A 21824-nucleotide genomic window follows, 5' to 3' on the forward strand; every position below is an offset into this window, starting at 1 on the left:
TTAAGACAACGGTTTTTTAGACTAAGCCGCGTTTATATTTACGCGGTTTTTTTATTTGCTAGCTTTGGGTTTGCTAGCCTTTGCTCCTACTTAAGTAGGAGAAAGCTTTTTAGAACTCCATTCGCTGATACTCAGCTACGGAGGCTGCTGCTGGACGTGCTCGCTGTCTCGCCCAGTCTCGAAGCGCAGTAACTTGTTCTTGCATCGTTCGAGACAGCGGTAAAGTCGCTTTGAGTGCAGCAATAATATCTAGTTGAGTGAACTCACGATCTTGGGCAAAAGCTTCGTACATTGCTGCCACTATCGCTTGTTCAATTTCTGCTCCAGAAAAGCCATCAGACATCTTGGATAACTGTTCCAAATCGAATCTTGTGATGTCTTTACGGCGCTTATTCAAGTGAATCGTGAAAATATCTTGCCTTTCCTGAGATGTAGGCAGATCCACGAAGAAAATTTCGTCAAACCGACCTTTCCTTAAAAATTCTCCTGGCAGGCGTTCAACCCGATTGGCAGTTGCCATCACGAATACGGGTGATTTCTTCTCCTGCATCCAGGTTAGGAAAGACCCAAAAATGCGGCTGGAAGTTCCTCCATCAGAGTCGCCAGAACCAGAGCTACCAGCAAAAGATTTATCTAATTCATCAATAAACAATATCGCCGGAGAAATAGATTCCGCTGTTTTTAAGGCATTACGCAAATTGGCTTCACTTCTCCCTACCATTGAGCCATCGTAGACTCGCCCCATATCCAAGCGTAAAATCGGCAATCCCCATAGTTTTGAAGTGGTTTTTGCTATTAAAGACTTTCCACAGCCCGGAACCCCCAGAATTAACATTCCTTTCGGTTGCGGTAAACCATATTCCCTTGCTTTTTCTGTGAAAGCATCAGAACGCTGCGTAAGCCACTTTTTCAACTCTTCTAAACCACCAACAGCTTCAATTGTTTCATCTTCTTCAATGTATTCTAATATTCCATTGCGTCGGATAAGCTGCTTCTTTTCGGATAAAACGATATCTACTTCTTTTTCGGTTAACTGCCGCTTCGTAACTTGAGCTTTGCGGTATACTTTTTCAGCTTCATCTCTGGTTAATCCTAAAGCCGCTCTCAATAACTTTTCCCGTGCTTCAGTTGTTAATCGCCGCGCATTTTGCTGACCCAAATGACTATCTAAAACTTTGTTTAGATCGGACATATTTGGAAGTGGGAAATCAAGCACAACCACTTCTTTTTCCAACTCGATAGGAACCTGCTGCACCGGTGACATCAAAACTATATTCTTTTGAGTACCTTTAAAGCTGGCGATCGCATCTCGTAAAGATCTAGTTGTTGCTGGTGCGTCAATAAACGGGTGTAAATCTTTTAGAATAAATATACCAGGTTCTTTCTGACGGATAATCCACTCAATTGCCGCTTCAGGAGAAACGGTATTGTGTTGAGTTACGCTCCGACCTTGACCATACTCCACAATCCCGTGGGTTACAGTCCATACATACAATCGACGCTGCGGCTGCTGTCTTTGAGCGATAGAATAAATTGCTTGCTCTGCCCGCTCTTCCTCGGAGGTCACAAGGTAGATTAAGGGATATTGAGCTTGAACCAGTATTTTGAGTTCTTCTTGCATATATCAACCTACTTGAGACCTAAAGACACTACAGACATCGTTCATCGCTTTCAACTCTCGGTAAAGACAGAATTATGAATTAGCTATCCATAATTCGCGGATCAGCTAACAAGGAACCAGTTCCTCAAAGTCTTCCTGATTAACTTTTTGACCTTGCTCCATTTCACTGACAGAAACTTCTTTACCACCTATTACTCCTGGTTGATTACCTAGAGTAACTAATTCCCCTTCACGCAAGACTAGTGAACTTTCGCAGTTGGGACATGAGTAAACCCTGTGAGTTCTTCCGTAAGAACCTTCGACCTCATCTACCAATTCTGAATTTGCTAGATAAAATACGAGGGCACGCTCGGCAAGCTCTGACATAGGTTCGCTCTCAACTGCTGAACGTATTTTTAAACTTTTGTGCAGTTCTGGGGATAGATACAAAGTAACTTTTTGCTTAGCTTGCATATAACTGTTTTGCGTTCTTACCCGGGTATGTATCTTACGATATCGGCTCCCCTATTCGTTGTCAAGACTGCAAAGCGTTTTGACGCTATTTTTGTAATACTTCTTTACAATAGATTCGTAAGCGGGTTAAATTTCTTCATGAAACAGTAGTACGAAAAGCATACCTACAAAGGTTTTACCCCAAAAATAGCAGCATGAGTCTAAAGAATTAAAAATTATTTACTGTCTGCGACGAAGTAGATTTTTCACGCTTATTCGCCTGAATTTAGGTTTTATTTGCAAAAAAAACTTTCAGTTAGTATCACCATGATGGTTGAGAGGGGACACAAACCTGATAGATTTAGCTATCAGCGAGTATAAAAAGCGTAAAAATGAAAGTCCTGGTTATTGGTGGAGATGGCTATTGTGGTTGGGCAACCGCACTTTACCTTTCAAATCGTGGTTATGAAGTTGGAATTTTAGATAATTTAGTGCGACGGCACTGGGATAATGAATTAGGTGTACAGACTTTAACGCCCATTGCACCGATTCAACAACGTATCCAGCGCTGGAAGGATTTAACTGGTAAATCTATCGACTTATTTATCGGCGATATTACCAACTATGAGTTTATTCAAAAAGCTTTGCATGAATTTGAGCCAGAAGCTGTAGTACATTTTGGCGAACAGCGCTCGGCTCCTTTTTCGATGATTGACCGCGAACACGCAGTTTTAACACAAGTTAACAATGTAGTGGGTACATTGAACATACTTTACGCGATGCGTGAAGATTTTCCCGATTGTCATTTAGTCAAGCTAGGGACAATGGGTGAATATGGTACTCCTAACATTGATATCGAAGAAGGCTATATCACCATCGAGCATAATGGACGAAAAGACACTTTACCTTACCCTAAGCAACCGGGTAGTTTCTACCACCTGAGTAAGGTTCACGATAGTCATAATATTCATTTTGCTTGTAAAATCTGGGGATTGCGAGCTACAGATTTGAACCAAGGCGTAGTTTACGGTGTTTTAACCGAAGAAACGGGTATGGATGAAATGTTAATAAACCGTCTTGACTACGATGGTGTATTCGGTACCGCATTAAACCGTTTCTGCATTCAGGCTGCTATCGGTCACCCCTTAACCGTTTACGGTAAAGGTGGACAAACTAGGGGCTTCCTGGATATTCGAGATACAGTTAGGTGTATTGAATTAGCGATCGCTAATCCGGCACAATCCGGAGAATTCCGCGTATTTAACCAGTTTACTGAACTTTTCAGCATTAGTGACTTAGCTATGATGGTGAAAAAAGCCGGTAATGCGATAGGGTTAAATGTAGATATTAATCATTTAGAAAACCCTAGGGTAGAGTTAGAACAGCACTACTTTAACGCTAAGAATACCAAACTTTTAGATTTGGGTTTGCAGCCTCACTTGTTGTCAGATTCATTGCTAGACTCGTTGCTGAACTTTGCGGTCAAGTATCAGCAAAGAGTTGATAACAAACAAATTTTGCCAAAAGTTTCTTGGCATAGAAAATAGGGAAGATTATTTTTTTAGTAGTTAGCATTTAGCAGTTAAATTTCCAGCTTCTAATTGCTAGCTACTAAGAAATTGTAGAACTGTTTATGGATGTATTAGCACAAGCTAATATTCAGCTTCTGTTTTGGGCGATCGAGATATTCGGTAAATTTAAGATATGATTGCCTCCGCAATATCATCCCTTCGTTTCTTATATACATATTTATCAACCATGCGAAATGCAATTGTTCTACTATCTTCCTGTACTGAATAGTTTTGTATGAGAATTGCTTTATTTACCGAAACATTTCTGCCTAAAGTTGACGGAATTGTAACGCGCCTTCGTCATACCGTCGAACACTTACAGCGTAATAACAATCAAGTGTTAGTAGTTTGTCCGGATGGGGGAATCACAGAATACAAAGGAGCTAAAATCTATGGGATTTCTGGCTTCCCTTTACCCATGTATCCGGAACTCACGTTAGCACTACCTCGTCCGGCTATTAGTGAAGTTCTAGAAAAATTTGATCCAGATATTATTCATGTAGTCAACCCAGCAGTTCTAGGTTTAGCTGGGATTGTTCATAGTAAAATACATAACATTCCCTTAGTAGCTTCCTATCATACTCACTTACCGCAATATCTGCAACATTACGGCTTGGGAATGCTAGAAGGATTGCTTTGGGAATTGCTTAAAGCTGCTCACAATCAAGCTGCTTTAAATCTATGTACTTCGACAGCAATGATGAAAGAATTAACTTCTCATGGTATAGAACGTGTAGATCTGTGGCAACGAGGAGTTGATACAGAATTATTTCATCCAACCATGAGTAGTCCACAAATGCGCCAGCAGTTGTCGCAAAACAATCCAGAAGCTCCTTTACTACTTTATGTAGGGCGCTTATCTGCTGAAAAGGAAATCGAGCGAATTAAGCCGATTTTAGAAGGTATTCCCGAAGCCAGACTCGCATTAGTAGGGGATGGGCCTCATCGCGAAGCCTTAGAAAAACATTTTTCTGGAACAAATACTTATTTTGTCGGCTATCTTACTGGGGCGGATTTAGCTTCAGCTTTTGCTAGTGCTGACGCTTTCGTTTTTCCTTCTCGTACTGAAACATTAGGATTAGTATTATTAGAAGCGATGGCTGCTGGATGCCCAGTTGTTGCGGCACGTTCTGGAGGTATTCCAGATATTGTTACAGATGGAGTCAACGGATATCTTTTCGAGCCAAAATCTGATGATACAGGAGCAATAGCTGCAACACTTCGTCTTTTAAGAGAAAAACAACAGCGAGAAGCTATCCGCCAAAATGCCCGTCAAGAGGCAGAACGTTGGGGATGGTCTGCTGCTACTCATCAGTTACAAACTTTTTATGAAGGAATTGTCTATTCTCAGATGCCGAAATCTGCATAATTTAGATTTTACTATCTAAATAAACCATATAAGGACGGGAACATAGCCCGTCTTTATTAAGTTTAAATGACATTTAATGACAAAATATTTATGAACATGTTTAGCTTCTCAATTATTGTTATTAAATAGTATTCTAAGTGTAATATATCTCCGTTAATGAAAAACAGAATTACTACATTAAAATAAATACCTTCAAATCTTGTAAGGGTAATGATTACATAGTAATTCAGCACAAACTGTAAGTCACTCTATAAACCTTATTTAAGACACTTTATCTATGCATTGGTCTAAGCGTAGATAAATAATGCTTATCTGAAAATATTATCAAATAAATTACATGATTTTTATATAGTTATAAATTGCAAAAATTAGATTATGATTCTGATGTAAGTATAAAATTGTACTCAGAATTAAACCTCTATTATCTTGAATTTATAACTCCTATGACACTCTTGAATCCTGGTAGCGTACTAGCTACGCTAACCGAACTGACTCAGGTGAATCGCACTCATGCTTTATTACGGCGTGTTAAAGACCTTTCTGTTAACGAATTTGTTTGCTTGCTGGATTTTATCACTGCCGAGTTCCAGCAGTTTATCAGAGCTATAGAACTGATAAACAATGAAGCTTTGGAAACAATGTTAGAGAAAGTGCTCGAGGCGATTACCTTAAAAATAGGGCAAATTCTTCAAGCAGAACACACTACCATTTTTTTAGTTGACCGCGATAAAGGTCAGCTATGGTCAAAAGTTCCGCAGAATAATATTAATAAAGCTTTAGAAATTCGTACCCCGATAAATGTTGGGATTCCAGGTCATGTTGCTAGCACCGGACAATATCTAAATATTGCCGAAACTACTACTCATCCTCTATTCAGTCCGGAACTAGAAAAACAATTGGGCTATAAGATTGAGAATATTTTATGTATGCCGGTAGTAAGCAGCAAAAATCAAATTGTTGCTGTTGTACAACTTGCAAATAAAGCAGGGAAAATCCCTTTTGATAACGAAGATGAAAAATGTTTTCGGGAATTTGCAGCAAGTATTGGTATTATCCTTGAAAGCTGTCAGTCTTTTTATGTAGCAGCCCGCAATCAAAGAGGAGCAACGGCGCTTTTAAGAGCAACTCAAACACTTGGTCAAAGTTTAGACTTAGAAGCGACTTTACAAATAGTCATGGAACAAGCCCGAATTTTGATGCAAGCAGACCGCAGCACGCTGTTTTTGTATCGAAAAGAAATGAACGAGCTGTGGACGAAAGTAGCTGCTGCTGATGGTGAAACCGTGATGGAGATTAGCATTCCCAGCAATCGTGGAATTGTTGGTTACGTCGCGTCAACTGGCGAAGCCTTAAATATTCCTGACGCATACAAAGACCCTCGTTTCGACCCAACCACGGATAGGAAAACGGGCTACTATACCCGCAATATTTTATGCTTACCAGTTTTTAATTCAGCAAATGAGCTAATCGGCGTAACGCAACTAATAAATAAACAGAAAGGAAGTTTTAGTGCTTCGGATGAAGAATTTATGCGAGCTTTTAATATACAAGCAGGAATTGCTTTAGAAAATGCTCGTTTATTTGAAAGTGTATTGTTAGAAAAACAATATCAAAAAGACATTTTGCAAAGTCTATCAGATGCTGTAATATCTACTGACATGGAAGGTAGAATAGTTACTATTAATGATGCAGCATTAGAACTATTAGGTTGTCCCCTAACAGGAGATGCAAGTACAAGAGATAACAAAATTCTTTGGGAAAAAAATTTAATTGGTCGCCTGCTATGGGAAATCGTTCCCATCGAAAATTTACAATTTCGCTTAGAAGATAGTTTAAATAATGGGGCAAGACATTACGTACCAGAACAAAGTTTGATGGTGGGACTGTATTATTTGCCTGGTGAGTCAGAAGAGTTAGAAGAATATATATTAGCATTGCCAAATTCTTCTAATCCAGAAGTTTTTATTCCTTGGAACCTACCGCTTACTCCTCAATCTCAGTTCGTGCATTCAACGAGCGTCGAACCAATAGAAAGAAGTATTAACCTTACAGTTAATTCCTTAACTAATCCAGAGGGTGGGGTACGTGGTGGATTGGTTGTTCTAGAAGATATCAGCCAGGAAAAACGTTTAAAAACTACGATGTACCGCTATTTAAATCCCCATGTAGCCGAGCAAGTTATGGCTTTAGGAGAAGATGGGTTAATGGTGGGAGAACGCAAAGAAGTTACTATCCTATTTTCTGATATCAGAGGCTATACAACTCTTACAGAAAACCTTGGAGCTGCTGAAGTTGTATCGCTGCTAAATCAATATTTTGAAACTATGGTGGAAGCTGTCTTTAACTATGAAGGAACTTTAGACAAGTTTATTGGCGATGCTTTAATGGCAGTATTTGGTGCGCCTCTGCCTTTAACAGAAAATCATGCTTGGCGAGCGGTACAAGCTGCCTTAGATATGCGACATCGGCTCAAGGAATTCAACGAAAGACGCATAGTTCAAGAACAACCGCAAATCAAAATTGGTATCGGAATTAGTTCCGGAGAAGTAGTTTCAGGAAATATTGGTTCTCGCAAGCGAATGGACTACACCGTCATTGGCGATGGAGTAAACTTAAGTTCGCGCTTAGAGGGAACCACCAAGGAATATGGTTGCGATATTATTTTAAGCGAATTTACTTATCAACTATGTAGCGACCGAGTAATAGTGCGCGAACTGGACAAGATAAGAGTCAAAGGTAAACATCAAGCCGTAAAAATTTATGAATTGATCGGCGATCGCAGCACTTGTTTGGACTCAAATACTCAAGAGTTCTTATCTTATTATCATGCCGGACGTGCGGCTTACTCTTCTCAAAATTTTCCACAAGCATTAATTTGTTTTGAAGCAGCAAAAAGAATTCGACCAACAGACAGTGCTGCTAATATTCACATCAAACGCTGTAACAAATATTTAGCTGAGCCTCCCGAGAAATCTTGGAGTGGAGTTTGGACGATGGTTGACAAGTAATCAGCTAATGTGGTTTTTCTAATTCTAGAGTTTAGTTTTAGGTGTTCCGTGTATCTTAATTTCAAAAGGACTTTACATATTACCAAATGGTAATTCAAGGACAGAGTTTAAGTCTATTTTCGCTTTGTTTTTTGCTATTTTTGAAACTATTTTCCTCAGATTTTAATCCTTCAATCAATGATAAATTAGATACAAGCATCAATATATAATTACATAATTGAAAAATTGTATCAGTCAATATTTCTGTATGGACTACAGAATTTATTACGAGCAACATACTTTCATGATTGCGATGTCAAGAAGCATTTATCGAAGGTATAAATTGTGCTAAATATTTGACTTCATGTAGCAAGTGCCTAAGTGGTAAATTGATACGCAGCTAATATATAAGGCAAAATTTCATTTTGATGTGCAGAGTTTGGCTTTGTTAACCAAAGTTGCCCATCATGATTGCTAATGCGGATATTCTGTCCGCGTCTTGTATATAAATAAAATATTCAGCAGCAGCTTAGAGATACAAAATGGGCATTAAAAACAAAAAGTAAAGAAGTTCTATCTAGCTAATATTACTAATGGCTGTTAATTCTATTAATTAACGACTAAAGATAGAATGGTTAAGCCATAACACGGTATCAGTTCTCTCTCACACTATACAATCGCTACCATGTCTGTTAACTCTAAGTTATACGAAGGTAAAGCCAAAATTCTTTATCAGACAGATGTACCAGAAATATTACTTGCTGATTTTAAGGATGACGCTACTGCTTTTAATGCTCAAAAGCGAGGCACTATAAGTAACAAAGGGACAATCAACTGTAGCATTTCTAGCAAATTATTTCAAAAATTAGAACAAAACGGTATTAATACTCATTATCTAGATAACCCAACTTCAAACCAAATGCGGGTTAAAGCGGTGAGAATCATTCCTTTGGAAGTCGTTGTGCGGAATATAGCAGCCGGAAGCCTTTGCAAGCAAACAGGTTTAGAATTGGGAACCTTGCTCAAGAAGCCGTTAGTAGAGTTTTATTACAAAAACGATGAATTAGGAGATCCATTGTTAACTAAAGAACGTCTACTGTTGTTAGAACTAGCTAGTGAGGAACAAGTTGAAGAAATTATTCATCTAACATTGCGAATCAATGAATTTCTCAAAGATTTTTTTGGCAAATGCGACATTACCTTAGTGGACTTTAAGCTAGAGTTTGGTGTGGATTCACAACAAAGATTACTTTTAGCAGATGAAATTAGTCCAGATACTTGCCGCTTGTGGGATAACTCTACCAATGACTCCAAAGATCGAGTTTTAGACAAAGATCGCTTTCGGAAAGATTTGGGAAATGTGGAAAATGCCTACCAAGAAGTTTTAGAAAGAGTGTTAAAAACAGTAGAAGCAAATATCTAGTTAACTAGATTTTGTTTGATGTCATGAGTTATGACTGTGCTTGACAAATAACTGTTGACTGATGACAAATGATTATCATATTGAACGATGGTGTGTGGAAGTGAATAGGAATCTTAATATTATGCGCTTATCTCCCTTTTTAGCGGCGGTAATGGCTTTTGCTACGGCACTAGGAGTTTCTCCAAGTGCAAATGCACAGAATGCCAATACCTCTAAAGAGTCACAAAAAATTTTCCAAGCAGCAAGCGATAATCCTCAAAAAACTGTCCGAGTATCGCAGCAAATTTCAGATGCAGAAAAATTGCAAGTTGTTATACCAACAACTAAATCGACAACCGCACAAAATACTCCACAAATTCCCCCACCAAATAATTTACCCGAGGGTACACAACAACCAGCACCGCAACCCGCTCCTGCGGATGCTCCCCCTACTCAGCCTCAGATTCCTCCAACCCTGGAAAATAATCAAGCTCCGGTACAGCAAACAAATCCTTCACAACTTCAGCAGCAACAGCAGCAGCAATTTCAGACTCCAGGAACGAGGCAACAACAGCAACAGCCCGCAGCAGATGAAACACGTGTATTAGTATCAGAAGTCTTAGTAAGATCGGAAAGCGGACAGTTAACACCACAATTGCAAGAACAAGTTTATAGAGTGATTCGCACTCAACCCGGACGAACTACAACCCGTTCGCAATTACAAGAAGATATTAATGCTATTTTTGGAACTGGATTTTTCTCAAATGTTCAAGTTGCACCTGAAGATACACCATTGGGTGTGAGGGTAAGCTTTGTAGTTCAAGCAAACCCCGTTTTGCAAAAAGTACAAATAAATGCAAATCCAGGCACTAAGGTTCCCTCCGTACTACCTGAAAAAGCTGTAGATGAACTATTTAGCAAACAGTACGGTCAAATTCTTAACTTGCGCGAACTACAAGAAGGTATCAAAGAGCTAGTTAAAAAATATCAAGACCAAGGTTACGTATTAGCTAACGTAATTGGCGCGCCTCAAGTATCACCTGATGGAGTAGTCACTCTACAACTCGCCGAAGGTGTGGTAGAAGATATCCGAGTTCAGTTCCGTAATAAAGATGGTGAAGCAACTAACGAAGACGGACAACCTGTAAAAGGAAGAACTCAGCCATATATTGTCAAGAGAGAAATACAGCTTGAGCCAGGAGGCGTATTTAACCGCAATACCGTACAAAGAGATTTACAAAGAGTATTCGGACTGGGATTGTTTGAAGATGTCAATGTTTCACTTGACCCTGGTGACGATCCTAGTCAAGTCGATGTAATCGTCAATGTAGTAGAACGTAATAGCGGTTCTATCGCCGCAGGTGCCGGTATCAGTTCTGCGAGCGGACTATTCGGTACTATTAGCTACCAAGAACAAAACCTTAACGGTAGAAATCAAGACTTAGGAGCCGAGCTACAGTTAGGTGTAAGAGAATTCTTATTTGACCTCCGGTTCACAGATCCTTGGATAGCTGGCGACCCCTATCGTACTTCCTATACAGTTAATGCATTCCGTCGTCGTTCAATTTCGTTAATTTTTGATGGCGACGATGAAGAAATTGAAACTGCTGACACAGGTAATGACGATGACGATCGCGATCGCCCTCGGGTTGTTCGTACTGGTGGTGGCGTAAACTTTAACCGTCCGTTAAATAAAAATCCTTACAAAAAGTCGGAATGGGTAGCTTCTGCTGGTTTGCAGTATCAAAGAGTTACAATCACCAACGGTGATGGTGATACCAGCGAAGAAGGCGCAATTTTTGTTGATGGTGTAGAAGAGCCAAATTCACGAGTTGATCTGAGCGCTTCGGGAGATGGTGAAGATGATTTGTTCCTAGTCAAACTAGGAGCATCCCGAGATAAGCGAAACAACCCCTTACAGCCGACGAAAGGTTCCTTCCTGCGTTTAGGTATAGACCAGTCGGTACCTATCGGACAAGGTACTATTGCGATGACAAAACTAAGAGGTAGTTACAGCCAATACATACCTGTAGACTTGACCAATTTTAGTAAAGGAGCCGAAACCCTAGCTTTTAACGTTCAAGCAGGAACAGTTTTGGGTGACTTACCACCTTATGAAGCGTTTTCATTAGGTGGTAGTAACTCCGTGCGGGGTTATGACGAAGGTGCATTAAGTAGCGGACGTAGTTATGTAGAAGCATCTGTTGAATATCGCTTCCCACTATTTTCAGTACTTAGCGGCGCATTATTTGTTGATGTTGGTAGTGACTTGGGAACCACAACCGAACCAGCAGAAGTACTAGATAAAAATGGTACAGGTGTTGGTTACGGGCTTGGGGTAAGAGTACAGTCTCCACTTGGTCCAATTCGGATTGATTACGGTCTTAACGATGATGGAGACAGCCGAATTAATTTTGGTATTGGGGAAAGATTTTAAGTTAAGAGCTAATAGCTAATGGGTAATGGGCAATGGGTAATCGACAGGTATGAATGAACATAAAAATAAATTCATAAACCCATTGCCCAAAGCCCAAAACCCGATTCTTCTAACTAACTGTTTCCCGTTTAACTTGCTAATTTTTACCTTTACTTAAATACTATTACTTACAGCATTGCTTCTGAAAATCTTAGCTGTGGTTCTTCAGAAGAATACTTTGAGATAAATAATTAATACGCAATATTTCAATATTCCCGAACCATATAAAAGGGTGTCTTATGCAACAGCGTACAATAGCCTCCTCAGTAAACCAAACAGGAATTGGATTGCATAGTGGGGTAATTACTAATGTCTGTATAGTGCCAGCAAAGCCAGGAAGCGGGCGCTATTTTGTGCGAGTTGATTTACCAGAAGCACCGACTATTCCAGCTAGTATCTCAGCAGTTAGCCAGACGGTTCTCTCGACTCAATTAAGGCATGGTGAAGCTAGCGTTCGTACTGTAGAGCATTTATTGGCTTCTTTGGCTGGTATGGGCATAGATAACGCCCGCATTGAAATTGACGGCCCGGAAGTTCCACTTTTAGATGGCTCGGCACGAATATGGGCAGAAAGCATAGCTAAAGTCGGTACATTAAAGCAAAGCTTAACCGTGCCTGAAAACGCTTTATATTTATTGGAAGAACCAATTTGGGTACGTGAAGGAGATGCTTTTGTTAGTGCTATACCAGCACCACAAACTCGTTTTAGCTACGGGATTGATTTTGAATTACCTGCGATTGGTAATCAATGGCACAGTTGGGTACCTGTGATGGAATCGCAAAATTCTTATGAAAGCTTCGTTGCAGAGATTGCCCCTGCCCGTACTTTTGGTTTAATGCATCAAATAGAACATCTCAAAACATCTGGATTAATCAAAGGTGGAAGCTTAGAAAATGCCCTTGTATGTGGTCCAGATGGCTGGATTAATCCGCCACTACGATTTCCAAATGAACCTGTACGTCATAAAATCTTGGATTTAGTAGGAGATTTAAGTTTATTGGGAATTTTCCCCTGCGCTCACTTCTTAGCTTACAAAGCCAGCCACAATTTACATATTCAACTGGCAAAGAGAATTTTAGAATTGAGAGGCTCAGATTTTCGGATTTAAAAATCAATCTAAAATCGCTGCATCGTTGAGGAAATTCTACAAGACAGTCGCTTACTTTCAATACCTACCGGAAAACTTAATCTAATAAAGCCAAATGTCAACAGTTACCGAAGTTAACAATAAAGGCGCAAACGCGCCAGCATCTACTGAAGATAAGTTGGGTGACTCTAACACAAGTACATCGGAGAACAAAACAATTTTTACAGTAGAAGAAATCCAGAAACTGCTACCGCATCGTTATCCTTTTGCATTAGTTGATAGAATTACTGACTATGTCCCCGGAAAACAAGCTGTTGGTATCAAAAATGTTACTTTTAACGAACCTCATTTTCAAGGGCATTTTCCCGGACAGCCTATTATGCCAGGCGTACTAATTGTTGAGGCGATGGCACAAGTCGGTGGTGTCGTAATGACTCAATTGCCCGAGTATGAAGGCGGACTTTTTGTATTTGCTGGAATTGACAAAGTGCGTTTTCATCGCCAGGTAGTTCCGGGAGACCAACTGGTAATGACCTTGGAACTGTTGTGGGTCAAGCGCCGTCGTTTTGGTAAGATGCAAGGTCGCGCCGAAGTAGACGGTCAGCTTGCAGCAAAAGGCGAACTAATGTTTTCTCTTATTAATTGAGAAATAACTTAGGTAAGTAAAGGCACATAGTTATTGTGCCTTTGCTAAATTATGAGTTATTAGAATATAAGTAAAAAAAAAGCCACTATAGTCACTATAGTATAGTAAAAATTCTGACATTTCGCTGCCTCACAATAATCGTTGCGAATCATCGATGCTTTCGGCTATCCAATACCTAAATTACTCGTGCCGTGCAAACTGTTCTGGAGATGCACCCTTGAAGACACAAATTCACCCAACTGCTGTAATTCATCCTAAAGCGCAATTACATCCAACTGTTGAAGTTGGTGCTTACGCTACGATTGAGGGAGACGTAAAAGTCGGTCCCCAGACGATTATTGGTTCTCATGTTGTCCTTCAAGGACCTGTGGAAATCGGAGCGCGAAATCGAATTTTTTCTGGTGCGGTTATTGGTTCCGAACCTCAAGATTTAAAGTTTGCTGGGGAATTTAGCAAGGTCAAGATTGGCGACAATAACAGTATTCGGGAATACGTTACTATCAACCGTGCTACTGGTGAAGGCGAGGAAACTCGTATTGGCAACGGAAATTTGCTAATGGCTTACGTTCATATAGGTCATAACTGCGTTTTAGAAGATTCTGTAGTCATCGCTAACTCAGTGGCGTTAGCAGGTCATGTATATATAGAGTCACTTGCAAGACTAAGTGGAGTTTTAGGCGTTCATCAGTTCGTACATATTGGCAGACGAGCAATGGTTGGTGGTATGGCACGTATTGATAGAGATGTGCCACCATATATGTTGGTAGAAGGAAATCCCGCACGCATTCGTACTCTTAATCTGGTTGGACTAAAACGTGCCGGTTTTTCCACTGAAGAGTTGCAAACCCTCAAAAAAGCTTTCCGTATTCTCTATCGCTCCGAAATAACATTCAAAGAAGCTATAGAAAAATTAGAATTCTTAAGCGATAACGAACATTTAAAACATTTACGTCGCTTTTTACTACTTTCTCAAATGCCCGGAAGACGTGGTTTAATTCCTGGTAGAGAATAGGGGATGGGGCATAGGGCATAGTAAATAGTTACGAATTACAAGTAATAAATAGTGATACCAATTCTGTATGAGGTTACGCTGAATCGCTCTGTGCCTGGAAGGCTGGAGCTACTAATACAAAGCCAACCTACGTTGGCTAAATATGGCACATCTTTATCAAGAGATGGTATTAGTAACAGGTAGCGAGTAGAAATATTTTTCATAGAGAGCGAGACGCTCCTACTACAATATTCATAACTTTTTATATATGCTTAATGTCCAATGCCCAATGCCCAATGACCAATTCCCTATGCCCAAATTTTAGATGCGAATATTTATTAGTACTGGCGAAGTGTCAGGCGATTTACAAGGTTCACTATTAGTAACTGCGCTTAAAAATCAAGCCACTGCAATAGGATTGGAATTAGAAATTGTGGCTTTAGGTGGCGATAAGATGGCTGCTGCTGGGGCAACTTTAATCGCAAATACTACTTCTATTGGTTCAGTTGGGATTTTAGAAGCTGTACCTTTTATATTGCCAACTTTAAAAATACAGCGAAAAGCTATTGCTTTTTTAGAAGAGAATCCACCCGATTTAGTCGTATTTATTGACTATATGGGGGGAAATTTGCCGATGGGCAAATATATTCGTCGTAATATGCCCGACGTACCTACGGTTTATTATATTGCACCTCAAGTTTGGGTGACTTCCATCGGAGAAAAAGACACGGAACAATTAATAAAAATTAGCGATAAAATACTAGCTATATTTCCCGAAGAAGCTCGTTATTTTCAAAATAAAGGTGCTGATGCAACTTGGGTAGGACATCCTCTAGTGGATAGAATGCAAAGCTTTCCTAATAGAGAAGCAGCGCGTGCAGAATTAGGAATAGCCGACGATGTAACTTGTATTGCACTTTTACCCGCTTCTCGTTCCCAAGAAATAAAACATCTGATACCCGTAATGTTTGAAGCAGCACGGGAAATTCAAACAAAAATGCCAGATGTACATTTTTGGATTCCTTTATCTTTGGAAACATATAGAGAAGAAATAGAAAAACAAATACAAAAGTATCAACTAAAAGCAACCGTTGTATCCAGTCAACAAAAAGAAGTATTAGCAGCTGCGGATTTAGCGATCGCTAAATCAGGTACGGTTAACTTGGAATTAGCATTGTTGAATGTACCGCAAGTGGTTTTATATCGTTTGAATCCCTTTACCTATTGGGTTGGTAAAAATATACTCAAAATAAAAATTTCCTACGCCTCCCCACCAAATTTGTTAGTAATGCGGGAAATCGTACCAGAATTCATTCAAGAAACAGCTACATCCGAGAACATTGTGAAAGCTGCAATGGAATTTTTATTAAACGAACAGCGACAACAGCAAATGAAAGCTGATTATCTAGAAATGCAGCAGTTTGTTGGAGAAATTGGAGTTTGCCAAAGAACTGCGGAAGAAATCTTAAAGTTGAGAGTTAAGAGTTAGGAGTTAGGAGTTAGGAGTTAGGAGTTAAAAATAATTTATTCTCCTTCTTCTCCCTCTTCTCCCCCTTCTTCCCCCTCTCCCCCCTCTATTCTTCATGTCCAAGCCCGGAAAAAGTTACCATCTTCCCAAATTCCAGCGACTTGCTTTTCGATTGCGGCTAATTCTTTATCGTTCAATTTCTGGAAACTTCTTGCTACATTAACGTTTTCTTCTAATTGTTTGATGTTCTCAGCAGCAACTATGCAGCAATGTACTCCCGGTTGAGATAAGCTATATCCTAAAGCTTGATTCATCCCTGACAATCCACCAGGTTTGAATAAACGACCGTAAGCTGGTACTTTCATGGCAATTACGCCGACATTTTTCTCTCGCGCTACTGGTAAAACTACGGGAAGAAAAGGACGAGGATGATATTTGTCAGCAGCGTTTACGGGAATTAAGGTAGTGTCGAAAGGATAACGACGCAACCCGTCAGCAATGATATCAGGTTCGTGATGTCCGGTAATTCCTGCAAATCTAATCAGCTTTTGTTGTTTGGCTTCTTCTATAGCTTTGACTGCTCCGGAATTAGAAAATATCGTATCAAGTTCTTCTGAGAAGGAAACGTGATGCAATTGCCACAAATCAAGGTAATCTACATTTAATCTTTTTAAACTTTTTTCTAATTCTCTCCAAGCACCGTCTCTATCTCTAGCTGCTGTTTTACTGGCTAAAAAGATTTTTTTTCGATGCGGTGGCAGTACTTTCCCCATGTAATCTTCACTGGGACCGTAACTTGCAGCAGTATCAAAATAACGAATACCAAGTTGCAATGCTTTTTCAATCTGTTCTACAGCTTCTCGTTCCCCTTCATTCCGAGATAGCGGTGTTTGTCCAGCGCCACCCAAACCGAATATAGGAAGTTTTACACCTGTTTTGCCCAGAATTTGTTCTGGCATTTTTGCAGGTGGTGCAGCATTGCTAGCAGTATTTTTCTGTAAAGAGTTGCATCCAACAATACCGCCAGCTACAGCCGCACTAGTAATTAAAAATTCACGCCGCGTTTTTTTGTCTGACATGATTGAGGGTGAAATTACTTGGTTTATATTATTTTAGCGAGGGGAGAAGATAATGGATACAAAAATTGCCCTCACCCTCGAAGGGTGGGGCTACAAAAACAAAGCCTGCCTCCGCAGGCTATATAATAATATTTACCCAACATATGTTGGATTTTATTTTTCACTAAACTACATTTTTCTCGCTGCGGAATCTGCTGTTGCTTGAGTTATATAACGAATAATTACATCAAAGTTATGACGAATTTCTAAAAGTTGTTTTACTGAAGTATTTGAATTAGCAATAGCTTGTGCTTCTTGTTGGCGTGCAGCGATTATTTGTTTTTCAATCTCGCCGTAAACCTGTTGTTCAAATTCCCATAATTGTAATTCAATTTTATTTTCTAAGTCTTTACCTATTTTTTGAAATTTACTTGTAATCTCGCACCGAACATCAGCTATTTGCTTTTCTCGATCCTGTTCCTTATGCATTTGGTGACAATCTATTCCAATTGATATAATTGCTAAAGCTGGACCTAAAAACATAGCTGCATTACCAATACCTTTGGCGATACCAACAGCTTGCCAAGGTTGAAATTTGAAGCCGACAAATTTTCCTACAGCTAAAACAGTTTGATGTAAACTACTTCCGGCTACATTCATAGAAGTAAGAAAACCTTTTCCAGCAATATTTGCAGAATTACTAGTTGCAAACGTGTTTAACTGTACTCCTGCTGTTTCACCAATTTGTTTGAGACAATCAACTTGTTCTTGAAGTCGTTGTGTATTTGAACTAGAAGCTACATTTTCAGCAGATACATTTTCAGCTTTTTCTAAACAAGCTATAAAAGCTTGAACTAAATTTCCTTGCAATACTTCCGCAACTTCTTCTCGAATATCTTCTACTGCTGAATTTACATAATTTTGTAGTTTTTTTTCTGCTTTTTCATATTGTTCCTGAACATTTATTTCCGTTTGTTTATTAAGTTTTTCAAAATCTTGTTCGGTGCCAACAGCAGAAGCTAAACAAAAGCCTTCTTTGGCAATTGCAGCGGACATTTCTAAGGCTATACTCTTAACTATTGTTCGTAGGCGATCGCGTTCTTTTCTTACTGTTCGAGATAATCGTGTTAGAACTTCTAAAAAAGCTGAATCTTCGGTAGAATTTCGCGTCAAACTTAACTGAGCTTCATCAACCAAACTCAATGCAATTCGGACTGGTGTATCGAATCTTGCCAATGCTGCACGTTTTTCTACAAAATTATTCAGCGCAGCAATAAAAGTTTGAAAGCGGCTAATTTCAATCAGAAACTCTTCGTCTTCGTCTACACCTTCGCAATAATCTTTAGCATCAATAAAACAGGTGGGAAACTCTTCTAAACTATAGGGTTTGATTGCTTCGGCTAAACTTTGACGATAGTTAGCTATTTTTTGTGCTTCTTCACCAGCTTCATCAGACATTTTATTGATGACAAGCATCATTTTCCACCGATAACCTTTTTCATAAGCTAGTTTTTTAAAGTTTTCTACTGTCACTGAATCAAAAAGCATATAGGTGAGACAGAAAACCAGTAAATCAGCTTTATTAATAGCTTCATAAGTTATTTCATCGTGGTCTTTTCTGTCTGTAAATAGTCCCGGTGTATCGATAATATTAATCCCATTCCAGTCATAATTAGCAGTTTTATCGGTAGCAATATCGGAATCAATACGAATATCGCGTTTTCCGGTGAGAGCAGAAATTGTGGTAGATTTACCAGCATTATATTGACCGATAAAAGCAACTGTAAGAATTCCTTTCTCTTTATGTTCTTTTAATTGTTCTTTCAGTTTTTGACGAATAGTTGTAAGTTCGGGATGATTCGCTTGAGCTAGTAATTCATCAAATTTTATGCAAGTTTTTTTGAATTTAGCTCCTACAGCAGCAGCGTCAAAGGAAGTTTTATTTTGATTCATTTTGGTTAACTCCTGTTTGTCAAAGATTTAGTTAAATAAGTGTCGTTGGACAAATAGATGATGAAATAACGCCTGAAACTATTAATAATTTCTTCGCAACATAACTAAATAAATAGACAATTTAGTAACGCCACAAAGATTTATATCTTTTATCGATGCTAACTATATTTGTTTCTTTTATGGGTTTTAAATCAATAGGATTTATCGAAACATCCTCTTGCAAAACTAGCTTAATTTCTTCTGGAGATTTATTTAAATTAATCTCAGATTTGGTCTGAATGCTCATAGTTTTCCCAAAATCACGTTTTACTTTAGCAATAGTTTTAATAATGGAACTATCATTTAATGGTTCATATTTACCGAGACACCAATCAATGATTCGTTTAGCATAAGCGCGATTAAGATAATTAGCATTGTTATCGAGTTTTGTTTTTGCTGTATTAAGCTCTTTTGTAATTCCTTTTAATCCTGTAATTAACTCCTCAAAGTAATTGTTGATACTATTTGCAACGCTATTAGAATATTTTGTAAATTCTTGTTCAGCCTGTTGAAGAGTTTCATATTTGTAATCATCAAGTTGACTTCTTAAGGAATCCTCAATTATTTGAGCCGCTTCTCTTTGCTTCTCCTCTTTCGATTTCAAGAAATTAGCAATCAAGCCAATAACTCCACCTACAATTCCAACAGCAATACCAATAGGATTAAAGAAAAATAAAACAGCACCTGCTAAACCAATAATACTTCCACTAATTCGTAAGAAATTTTTAAGACTAATAGAATCTTGCTGATTAAATTTAAAATTACCACCTGTTAATTGAAAAAGTAACTGTAATTCATTTCCAACTTCCTCAAGTATTTCTTGAATTTCTGTCTTAATTTTTTCGCTACTTGCTTGGGGAACATTTTTAAGACGCTCCTCAAACTTGAGAGATTTAACTTTTTTCTGCCAATTTTTATTTAATTTATTCTTATCAGAATCCCAATTATCTCGTGAAAATTGAGGAATTGCATTGGAAGCTTCTTGAAAAATAGCCTGAATTTCTGAAACTAAATAATCACGATTATGATTTGCTGCTTTGTCAATATCTTTCTTAACAGTTTTCTGCTTGTTTTTAAGAGTTTCTATCAACTGTTGATAGATTTGTATTTGCTGCGTTACCCATTTATCTGGTTTCTCAATTGTACCTACAGTTGAACCAAGTAGAGTTTGAGAGCGTCTAATAGTTCCATTTTCAACTAAAGACACTCGAATTGAATCTAGAAAATCTTGCATTCGGCTAGCTTTAAACAGCTTTTCTTTATTCTGCTGATGCTCTTCTTCGCGAGAAAGTTGAGCGGCAAGCAGCATTACTGGAATAATATCAAAGTAATCATTACCGTAATATTGTTTTGCATAACGCCGAATGCGTTCAATATGTCCAGATAAATCATTTTTACCTGTTTTATTAAATGGTTTATCTGGGTTTTAAAAAAAATACTCTAAACGTCGAGTGTCGCGTAAATTCTTCTTGACATTGAGTAAAATAATTAGCGGTTTTGCTTTCTCTTTTAATATTTTTAAAAATTCAAATTCAGTTTCTTGTACGCTATCGTTTGTTAAGAGATAACAAATAACATCAGATTCTTCGATAACAGTTTGAGCTATTTCTTCGTCAGTTTTACCACCAGGGGCACCAATACCGGGAGTATCAATAATCCGAATATTTTTCCACTCATAAACTCGATTAAGACGAGTAGTACGCTGTTTACCTACACCTATCGCATCCCAGCCACCACCTGTAACAATAGCGTGGAGAGTACTTTTTCCAGCCTTGGTTTTACCTATGAAAGCAATACTAAAATGATTGAGAGCGCGTTGTTTTGCTGCAAGTGACTCCCTTACGCTTTCAATTTCTTTTTTTATTCCTACCGTAAGAGATTGTCTTGTATTTTCAAGTTGATTTGCTACTTCAGTGGCTGTTTCGGCTTTATTTTTTGATTTATTTCTACAATTGACTATTTCTAATTGTTGTTGAATACCTTTTTCTAAATATTGCAGAGCTAAATCAGTTTTTTCAAGAATAGGAAGTGCAAACTGATAATCTTCAGCAGCAACATTAGCACACAATTGAATAGCATCATCATATTCGTCACCGAAAACGGGTTCCAGTTGTTTTGTTTCCTCTTTATCACCAATTTGAAATGTACTAGAACTTTCTGCTTCTTCAATAAGCCGCTCAATTTTTTGTTTGTTCCAAATATCTGCGACTAAATCAACTATTTTACGCTCCAATAGTGAAATGGAACCGCCAATTTTGGCAATAGCAAGCATTTGTCGCATTGCTTCATTTTGCTCCCTAGGGGGAATTTTACTTGCTACATCCTCTACTGTTAGTGAGTTTTCGTCTTGAGCAAGAATTTTCTCCATTTCTTCTATAGTGCGTTTTCCCATGCTGCTCTGTTGTGCTAATTCATGCAGAGCTTGAGCTTCTTTGTTATGTATTTGTCCATCTGCACAGACTATGTGGGGAAGGAGTAAAAACGAATAATTTATGATTTCGTCAGCGTTTGAACTTTCTTGAGTCATATGTATTCTTTATTGAATGTTGAATTGAAACAAAACTATAGATAATGAGTTAACTTGAATTTTTCCTACTTTCTAGATGTGAGGTTTATCTTCCCATCTGCTATTTTTATAATTTATAATTATTCTTTTGTCTCACCAGCAATACCTATGAAGATATTAAAATGAATGATTTTCCTATATAGCCCTTTTCGGTTGA

15 protein-coding genes are annotated in these 21824 nt (G+C 38.5%); 9 read left to right on the plus strand and 6 right to left on the minus strand.

The window, feature by feature from the left end; all coding sequences use genetic code 11:
- Window positions 1–109 precede the first annotated feature (109 nt).
- Window positions 110–1621 carry an AAA family ATPase gene (locus RIV7116_RS12620; RefSeq protein WP_015118687.1) on the minus strand — a complete coding sequence of 504 codons (1512 nt, stop codon included), beginning with the start codon at window positions 1619–1621 and terminating at the stop codon, window positions 110–112.
- A gap of 105 nt (window positions 1622–1726) precedes the next feature.
- Complete coding sequence (locus RIV7116_RS12625) at window positions 1727–2074, minus strand: hypothetical protein (RefSeq protein WP_015118688.1); 348 nt, start codon at window positions 2072–2074, stop codon at window positions 1727–1729.
- A 371-nt stretch (window positions 2075–2445) separates the two neighbouring features.
- Here RIV7116_RS12625 and RIV7116_RS12630 point away from each other — a divergent pair, with 371 nt between their 5' ends.
- The 9 genes from RIV7116_RS12630 (at window position 2446) to lpxB (ending at window position 16072) form a co-directional block, all read left to right on the plus strand.
- Window positions 2446–3600 carry an NAD-dependent epimerase/dehydratase family protein gene (locus RIV7116_RS12630; protein WP_015118689.1) on the plus strand — a complete coding sequence of 385 codons (1155 nt, stop codon included), beginning with the start codon at window positions 2446–2448 and terminating at the stop codon, window positions 3598–3600.
- Between the two features lie 259 nt (window positions 3601–3859).
- Window positions 3860–4993, plus strand: coding sequence for a glycosyltransferase family 1 protein (locus RIV7116_RS12635; RefSeq protein WP_015118690.1), 1134 nt, complete (start codon window positions 3860–3862; stop codon window positions 4991–4993).
- Between the two features lie 443 nt (window positions 4994–5436).
- Window positions 5437–8001: an adenylate/guanylate cyclase domain-containing protein gene (locus tag RIV7116_RS12640; protein ID WP_044290907.1), complete on the plus strand. Its 2565-nt coding sequence runs from the start codon at window positions 5437–5439 to the stop codon at window positions 7999–8001.
- Between the two features lie 664 nt (window positions 8002–8665).
- A complete protein-coding gene (gene purC / locus RIV7116_RS12650; RefSeq protein ID WP_015118693.1) occupies window positions 8666–9403 on the plus strand; it encodes a phosphoribosylaminoimidazolesuccinocarboxamide synthase in 738 nt (245 codons plus the stop codon).
- 121 nt (window positions 9404–9524) lie between these two features.
- Window positions 9525–11819 (plus strand): BamA/TamA family outer membrane protein, encoded by a 2295-nt coding sequence (locus tag RIV7116_RS12655; RefSeq protein WP_044290910.1) that lies wholly within the window; start codon window positions 9525–9527, stop codon window positions 11817–11819.
- A gap of 278 nt (window positions 11820–12097) precedes the next feature.
- Window positions 12098–12967 carry a UDP-3-O-acyl-N-acetylglucosamine deacetylase gene (gene lpxC, locus RIV7116_RS12660; protein WP_015118695.1) on the plus strand — a complete coding sequence of 290 codons (870 nt, stop codon included), beginning with the start codon at window positions 12098–12100 and terminating at the stop codon, window positions 12965–12967.
- 94 nt (window positions 12968–13061) lie between these two features.
- Window positions 13062–13592 carry a 3-hydroxyacyl-ACP dehydratase FabZ gene (gene fabZ / locus RIV7116_RS12665; RefSeq protein WP_015118696.1) on the plus strand — a complete coding sequence of 177 codons (531 nt, stop codon included), beginning with the start codon at window positions 13062–13064 and terminating at the stop codon, window positions 13590–13592.
- A 217-nt stretch (window positions 13593–13809) separates the two neighbouring features.
- Entirely contained in the window at window positions 13810–14604 is a 795-nt protein-coding gene (gene lpxA, locus RIV7116_RS12670; protein ID WP_015118697.1) for an acyl-ACP--UDP-N-acetylglucosamine O-acyltransferase, read from the plus strand.
- Between the two features lie 304 nt (window positions 14605–14908).
- Window positions 14909–16072, plus strand: a complete 1164-nt coding sequence (gene lpxB / locus RIV7116_RS12675) for a lipid-A-disaccharide synthase (RefSeq protein ID WP_015118698.1) — start codon at window positions 14909–14911, stop codon at window positions 16070–16072.
- Between the two features lie 92 nt (window positions 16073–16164).
- Here the strand turns inward: lpxB and RIV7116_RS12680 are convergent, their stop codons facing one another.
- From RIV7116_RS12680 to RIV7116_RS36435, 4 genes are all read right to left on the minus strand, one after another.
- Window positions 16165–17130: an aldo/keto reductase gene (locus tag RIV7116_RS12680; protein ID WP_015118699.1), complete on the minus strand. Its 966-nt coding sequence runs from the start codon at window positions 17128–17130 to the stop codon at window positions 16165–16167.
- A 168-nt stretch (window positions 17131–17298) separates the two neighbouring features.
- Window positions 17299–19062: a GTPase gene (locus RIV7116_RS12685; RefSeq protein WP_015118701.1), complete on the minus strand. Its 1764-nt coding sequence runs from the start codon at window positions 19060–19062 to the stop codon at window positions 17299–17301.
- A gap of 121 nt (window positions 19063–19183) precedes the next feature.
- Entirely contained in the window at window positions 19184–20410 is a 1227-nt protein-coding gene (locus RIV7116_RS36430) for a hypothetical protein (protein WP_198287586.1), read from the minus strand.
- A gap of 117 nt (window positions 20411–20527) precedes the next feature.
- Window positions 20528–21628 (minus strand): GTPase, encoded by a 1101-nt coding sequence (locus RIV7116_RS36435; protein WP_198287587.1) that lies wholly within the window; start codon window positions 21626–21628, stop codon window positions 20528–20530.
- Window positions 21629–21824: the final 196 nt, after the last annotated feature.

It is taken from the genome of Rivularia sp. PCC 7116 (genome assembly GCF_000316665.1).
Lineage (GTDB): Bacteria > Cyanobacteriota > Cyanobacteriia > Cyanobacteriales > Nostocaceae > Rivularia.

Coding starts and splice junctions, on each gene's coding strand:
- RIV7116_RS12620 (WP_015118687.1), bottom strand. CDS start 1,621: ATGCAAGAAGAACTCAAAATACTGGTTCAAGCTCAATATCCCTTAATC.
- RIV7116_RS12625 (WP_015118688.1), bottom strand. CDS start 2,074: ATGCAAGCTAAGCAAAAAGTTACTTTGTATCTATCCCCAGAACTGCAC.
- RIV7116_RS12630 (WP_015118689.1), top strand. CDS start 2,446: ATGAAAGTCCTGGTTATTGGTGGAGATGGCTATTGTGGTTGGGCAACC.
- RIV7116_RS12635 (WP_015118690.1), top strand. CDS start 3,860: ATGAGAATTGCTTTATTTACCGAAACATTTCTGCCTAAAGTTGACGGA.
- RIV7116_RS12640 (WP_044290907.1), top strand. CDS start 5,437: ATGACACTCTTGAATCCTGGTAGCGTACTAGCTACGCTAACCGAACTG.
- purC (WP_015118693.1), top strand. CDS start 8,666: ATGTCTGTTAACTCTAAGTTATACGAAGGTAAAGCCAAAATTCTTTAT.
- RIV7116_RS12655 (WP_044290910.1), top strand. CDS start 9,525: ATGCGCTTATCTCCCTTTTTAGCGGCGGTAATGGCTTTTGCTACGGCA.
- lpxC (WP_015118695.1), top strand. CDS start 12,098: ATGCAACAGCGTACAATAGCCTCCTCAGTAAACCAAACAGGAATTGGA.
- fabZ (WP_015118696.1), top strand. CDS start 13,062: ATGTCAACAGTTACCGAAGTTAACAATAAAGGCGCAAACGCGCCAGCA.
- lpxB (WP_015118698.1), top strand. CDS start 14,909: ATGCGAATATTTATTAGTACTGGCGAAGTGTCAGGCGATTTACAAGGT.
- RIV7116_RS12680 (WP_015118699.1), bottom strand. CDS start 17,130: ATGTCAGACAAAAAAACGCGGCGTGAATTTTTAATTACTAGTGCGGCT.
- RIV7116_RS12685 (WP_015118701.1), bottom strand. CDS start 19,062: ATGAATCAAAATAAAACTTCCTTTGACGCTGCTGCTGTAGGAGCTAAA.
- RIV7116_RS36430 (WP_198287586.1), bottom strand. CDS start 20,410: ATGCTGCTTGCCGCTCAACTTTCTCGCGAAGAAGAGCATCAGCAGAAT.
- RIV7116_RS36435 (WP_198287587.1), bottom strand. CDS start 21,628: ATGACTCAAGAAAGTTCAAACGCTGACGAAATCATAAATTATTCGTTT.